At 47.7% G+C, this 5,197-nt stretch carries 6 protein-coding genes; all 6 read right to left on the reverse strand.

The features are described from left to right. On the reverse strand, positions 1–510 hold a 510-nt coding region (locus tag P8O70_08015), incomplete at its 3' end, for a DJ-1/PfpI family protein (GenBank protein MDG2196822.1). Positions 511–624: 114 nt separating this feature from the next. Beyond that, entirely contained in the window at positions 625–1,428 is an 804-nt protein-coding gene (locus P8O70_08020; protein ID MDG2196823.1) for a phytanoyl-CoA dioxygenase family protein, read from the reverse strand. Between the two features lie 34 nt (positions 1,429–1,462). Next, complete coding sequence (locus P8O70_08025; GenBank protein ID MDG2196824.1) at positions 1,463–2,239, reverse strand: glucose 1-dehydrogenase; 777 nt, start codon at positions 2,237–2,239, stop codon at positions 1,463–1,465. A 33-nt stretch (positions 2,240–2,272) separates the two neighbouring features. Next, the gene (locus tag P8O70_08030) at positions 2,273–2,854 is read right to left on the reverse strand and encodes a thioredoxin family protein (GenBank protein MDG2196825.1); all 582 of its coding nucleotides are present in this window, start codon (positions 2,852–2,854) and stop codon (positions 2,273–2,275) included. 42 nt (positions 2,855–2,896) lie between these two features. Further along, positions 2,897–4,210 (reverse strand): hypothetical protein, encoded by a 1,314-nt coding sequence (locus P8O70_08035; protein ID MDG2196826.1) that lies wholly within the window; start codon positions 4,208–4,210, stop codon positions 2,897–2,899. A 168-nt stretch (positions 4,211–4,378) separates the two neighbouring features. Then, complete coding sequence (locus P8O70_08040; protein MDG2196827.1) at positions 4,379–4,939, reverse strand: hypothetical protein; 561 nt, start codon at positions 4,937–4,939, stop codon at positions 4,379–4,381. Positions 4,940–5,197: the final 258 nt, after the last annotated feature.

The raw sequence follows: 5,197 nt of genomic DNA on the forward strand, positions 1-5,197 counted from the left end.
TTTAGAGACCAACTCCAAGCTCAGATCTATCCCAGCGGATATACCTGCTGCAGTGAACAGTTTTCCTTGTTCAATCCAGCGAACACCCTCTCGAACCTGTAGATTCGGATAATTTCTCTGCAAATGCAAGATCTCTTCCCAGTGAGTCGTCACTTCCAAGCTATCCAGCAACCCCGCCTCAGCCAATAGGAACGCACCTGTACAAATCGAAGCAACCAATTGTCTTTTTTCAGCAGTCTCTCTGATCCAGTCGATCACTTCCCTCTTCTTAACTTCTTCCAGATGAACCCCCCCGACCACAATCAACAGATCCAATACTGGCACATTCTGGATGGAATAATGAGGCATCACCTTGAAGGCTCCACGAGCTTCAACCAAGTTTTCACTCGCACCAACGAGCCAGATATTCCAATCCAATTTTGTGAGTCGATTGGCAACACTGAACACCTCGAAAGGTCCTGAAAAATCCAAGACCTCTGCCTGATCGTAGATGTAGATCCCAATGTTCATGGGTTCACAGAAGATAAGAGGAATGTTTCAGCGCTGGGGCCAAGGCGAGGAATAGCCCGGAAGGCGTGGATAGAAACAGCTGAGCGTGGTGACGGAATCAGATTTGTCAAAATTTCAGGCGTGACCAACCTTTAAATCACTACCTGCCTTGTTCTCTCCACGGATCAACCAAAGAGGTCTTTGCGCAAAATTGATCAGATAACCGGAGCCAGTGCCCGTATCAATCAAGTCTCGGTTGAACAGGCTGGTGGAGGGCATGTAGCGAATGGCAAGACCGGCCCGTCGTTTGCCCGAGCGATTTGGATGGGAGCCATGCACCAAGTGGACGTCATGCATGGAGAACTGTCCTGGCGTGAGCTCCAAGCTAACCGTATTTTCTGGATCGATCCGACCATCATTCACTCGTTGATTGAGCACAAGATCCTCTCGGGATTCATTTTGATGTGTCAGCGATTGATGCCGATGTGAGCCAGGAACAACTCGCATACAGCCGTTCTCTTCGGACACATGATCCAACGCAACCCACACAGTACAAGTTGCCAAAGGACGGATCGGCCAATAGGCGCCATCCTGATGCATCGGCACTTCCATCCCATCTGAGCCAGGCTTGCAGAAGAGCTGACATCCCCACAGAATGATGTCGGGACCAATCAACTGTTCTACACAATCCACGATCACTGGATCCTTGGCCAACTCCATGAAAGCCTCATCACCGCGCACACCCTCCTGGTTCAAGCCACTGATGTGAACACTGACCAGCTTCTCCGGTCGCACATCAGGATTAGCTTGCAACACACGATCAACGGCAGCCATTAAATCGGTCAACCGTGATTCTGGTAACTGACGGTCTGGGATTAAGTAGCCCTCTTCTTTATATTGTTGAATCGCTTCAGTAGAGAGTGGGGCGTTGGTTGTCATCGATACCTTTTCAGAGTCAAGTCATTGAACAGTGTCACTGGGCCACCCAGCCACCATCAACAGGTAGAGTATGTCCCGTGATCATGGCAGCTGCGTCACTAGCCAGAAAACGAATTGCATCTACCACCTCATAGGTTTCTACCATCCGTCCGAGTGGCGTTCGTGCGAGTAGTTTTTCTTCCATCTTATCTTCTGCCAGCAGGCTTTGAGTCAAGGAGGTTCTGACGAACGCAGGAGCCACCGCATTGACCCGAATACCTCGTGCTGCCCAATCCAGCGCTAATGAGCGAGTCAGATTGACTACTCCTCCCTTGCTGGCCTGATAGGCAGGATTGGGATAGACTCCACCTCCAATCAAACCCATGATCGAAGCAATATTGACAATACTCCCCTTGCCTTGCTCGAGCATCGTCTTGGCGGCTTCTCTGGAGCAAAGAAAGGTCCCCGTCAGGTTGATGTTGAGCACTTCCTGCCAACGCTCCAGGGGCAACTCAGTCGCTTCCATCCGGGCTCCTGTTCCGGCAGAATTGACCAAAATCTCATAGGAACCCAGCGTTGCTACTTTCCTCATGACCCCCACAACGGAATCTTCCTTGGTCACATCCAGAAACATGGTTTCGAGGGAGATTCCCTGATCATTAAGCTGAGCCTGAGCTTTCTGTAAAGCGGCTTCGTTGCGATCCCCAATCACTACCTGTGCTCCTGCTCGAGCAAACACCTTGGCGGTCTCCAGGCCAATGCCACTGGCTCCCCCAGTGATCAGTGCTGTTTTCCCGGTTAGAGAAAGGCGATCGTTTGGCTTGGTTGTCATGTGTCACTCCCTGGTAGATCAGCCAACACGGATTCACACCAAATCACAGGCGTCCGCTGGCATCCAGTGCGCGTCTTGATCTAACCACTTGACGTTACAACCGATTGGATTGGCCAAGGGGACACTTACCAATTGTCCAGCCGTAACTTCTGCAAGCGCCTTTTCCAGGTCATTGACCTGCATCTTTGAAGTATCGCGCGGTTGATCTACTCCACGGCCACAGTACACCAACTTGCGATCCGCATCAAAGACATAGAAGTGAGGAGTTCGTAGCGCCCCGTAGGCTTGTGCAACCTCCTGGGAAGCATCCCTCGCATAGACCCACGGGAAGTTGTGTTCCTTCATCCGCAAGACCATCTGATCGAAATCATCAGTAGGATTCGTCGTTTCACTGTTGGAATTGATTCCGATAAAAGCCACTCCCTTGTCCTGAAATTTCTCAGCAGTGGCCCGTGTGACTTCATCAGATCCGACGACGAATGGACAGTGATTGCAGGTAAAGAAGATCACGAGCGTGGAGGCAGATTCAAAGTCAGCTTGGCTGTAGTTTTTACCATCAGTACCAACTACAGAAAAATCAGGAGCGGTTGCTCCAAGTTCAAGAGTAAAGGACATCGTCTCTCGTAAAAAATCAGGTTTTGTTAACTGTAAGGTCTCTTAGAACTGCACCTTGAACAGGAAGCTGGTTCCTTTTGCCTTATCTTCCTCTGCAACCAAGTAATTGAAGGTTAACGAAGAAGAAAGGAAGACCCAGCCGCTGAGGGTGAAGCCCATTTCATAGTATTGCATGATGTAGAGCTCTGTCCCGTAATAGCGAGTATCCAGCAAGTATGGATCAAATGTGGCTCCGTCTCTAATGAAGCCAGTAGGAAACTGGAAGATCAGGCCATTCCGCAGAACCGTGCTCTCAATTCCAGCATCAAAGGTGGTTCCTCCAACCGAAAGCGGCATCGAGCGGTACTGTCCTGCTTGGTTTCCAATTCGGATTGCACCCCAGGAAGCAACCCAGTCGTAGATGCTCAAGATAGAGTAACTCGCTAGAGCCCCACCAGATCCAAGTGCTTCTGAAGCTGTCACTCCGTAATTTAGATTTGGGGAGATCTGCCAATTGGGGCTCAAGTTTTGGCGGTAGTTCAATCCCAAGCCGAAGGCAATTCCTGTATTTCCATCAACATCCAGCTGTGAGATAGGTAACCGTAGGGTCAGGCTGGGTTTGCTCTCTCCTTCAAAATTCCAACTGTAAGAAAGGGGAATGGTTGTTGTGTTGACCTTGGAGTCCCCCTGATCATAGGAACTGAATCCCAGACCAATGCCAATTTTGTTCTCACGTTCGCTTGTTTCATTGCTGCTCTCTTCGTTCTCTTCGCTGCCAGCCACTTCTGAGGAAGCTGAAGAAACAGAAGAATCAGATTCATCAACGGTCATTCCTTCAGCATCTGCCATTGGCACCGCTGCGACTCCCGCAGCTCCACCTTGCAAGGCATTACCGAGAGGCAGATCCACCAGCACCGCTGAGAAATCCAGGCGCACTAGGTTGTCCATTAAGCTGCTGGGATTCCCTGCTACCGGGTCATTTGAAGTGTACTGTACCATCAAGCCCAGCAGGTCGTTCACTAAATCAGATTCTTGCACCAGGGCATCAGTCAACTGAGTCCAACTACCCTGTCGTGACGTTCCCTCATAAGACCAGTTCTTATTCAGCGAGGGGATGCTGAATGTAACTTTGTTACTTCCTGACAGGTAGGCAGCTTTCAAATCAATGCCACGGTAGTTCAATGAGAAGTCGATTTGATCATTATCCCAATCAGTGACGTTAAATTGCTGCTTCATCGTGTTGAAGTCTGGCAACTCATCCACTGAGCTGTAGCTACGGGTTTCACCGTTAACGGTTAACTGAAACAGATCCGCTGCTAGCACTGATCCTGTGTACCACAACATTAGTAAAATAGTGGTGAAGAGCTTGATTGGCATGCCACCTCCTTTGGTCATAAACGAAGATATAAGATTCAAGGAAAACAGTTTCACAGTTGTAGATTCGAATTCTCAGCCAAGAATTTCTGAAGAGAACTTGCTGATACACTCTTTGGAATCAGAGTCCAAGTCATTTAGCTTAATTTTTTAAACCCTGGTCTTTTCAAGCTATCGGGATAACGCTTCCGAAGCCCTATTTGCCACAGGACTGAGGTAGCGAATTATCAGCAGTGTATCCGAATTCGAATATAAAAAACCTGCATTCATCAGGCATCCAACCACCACTCCGGATTTGTCGACACTTTCTCCAAAATACAAACTTTTTTTTGGTCTTGATTCCAGATTTTCTAGGGACTCTGTTATTTCAAACTCATACGTTTCTTTTAAGCTATCCACTAACTCTTGTTTTGCTTCGAGACACTGGCGCTGAGAAAGGGAATGATTAAGGCCATTAATTTCCAAGATTCTCTTGTTTTTTCTACCTAGTATGAGGGCATATTTTTCAATCAAAGGATTGGGTCGGGGGATAACCGTTGGTTCAACAACCATTACTCCATCGCCCTCTGACTTGATTTTATAGCTTTGGATTTTTTCTCCAAAGTGAAAACCAAAGGCACCGGTGATTATATTTAGCTCTTCTGGAACTTGGTGGTACAGACTGCAGCCAACAAGTAGAATAATCAGTGTAGAATAAGCTGCTAAAATGATTAGCCTTGAAGTCTTCATCACTTAAAAGATTCTGAGGTAAAGATATTCAAAACGGGAGTGCGTATGATTTGAGTTGGATAAGTTTATGTGAGTCATTCTCTTTACCAAACAAAAAACTATATATCTCAAGCAAATGCAAAAACTCTATCGATTTAGGAAACTGTTCGGGTTTAGCATCTCATTTTGGGTCATAAGCTTGTTTGGTTGCTTACCCGGAAAAAAGAGTCCTGCTGAGCAAGCAGAGCTAAGCACCAATATTGAAAGCTCCACAAAACCTGA

The organism is SAR324 cluster bacterium, from assembly GCA_029245725.1.
Taxonomy (GTDB): Bacteria; SAR324; SAR324; order SAR324; family NAC60-12; genus JCVI-SCAAA005.

What these genes read in the sequence shown, in the direction of transcription:
- P8O70_08030 (MDG2196825.1), bottom strand. Translation starts at nt 2,854, where the DNA reads ATGTCCTTTACTCTTGAACTTGGAGCAACCGCTCCTGATTTTTCTGTA.
- P8O70_08035 (MDG2196826.1), bottom strand. Translation starts at nt 4,210, where the DNA reads ATGCCAATCAAGCTCTTCACCACTATTTTACTAATGTTGTGGTACACA.
- P8O70_08025 (MDG2196824.1), bottom strand. Translation starts at nt 2,239, where the DNA reads ATGACAACCAAGCCAAACGATCGCCTTTCTCTAACCGGGAAAACAGCA.
- P8O70_08020 (MDG2196823.1), bottom strand. Translation starts at nt 1,428, where the DNA reads ATGACAACCAACGCCCCACTCTCTACTGAAGCGATTCAACAATATAAA.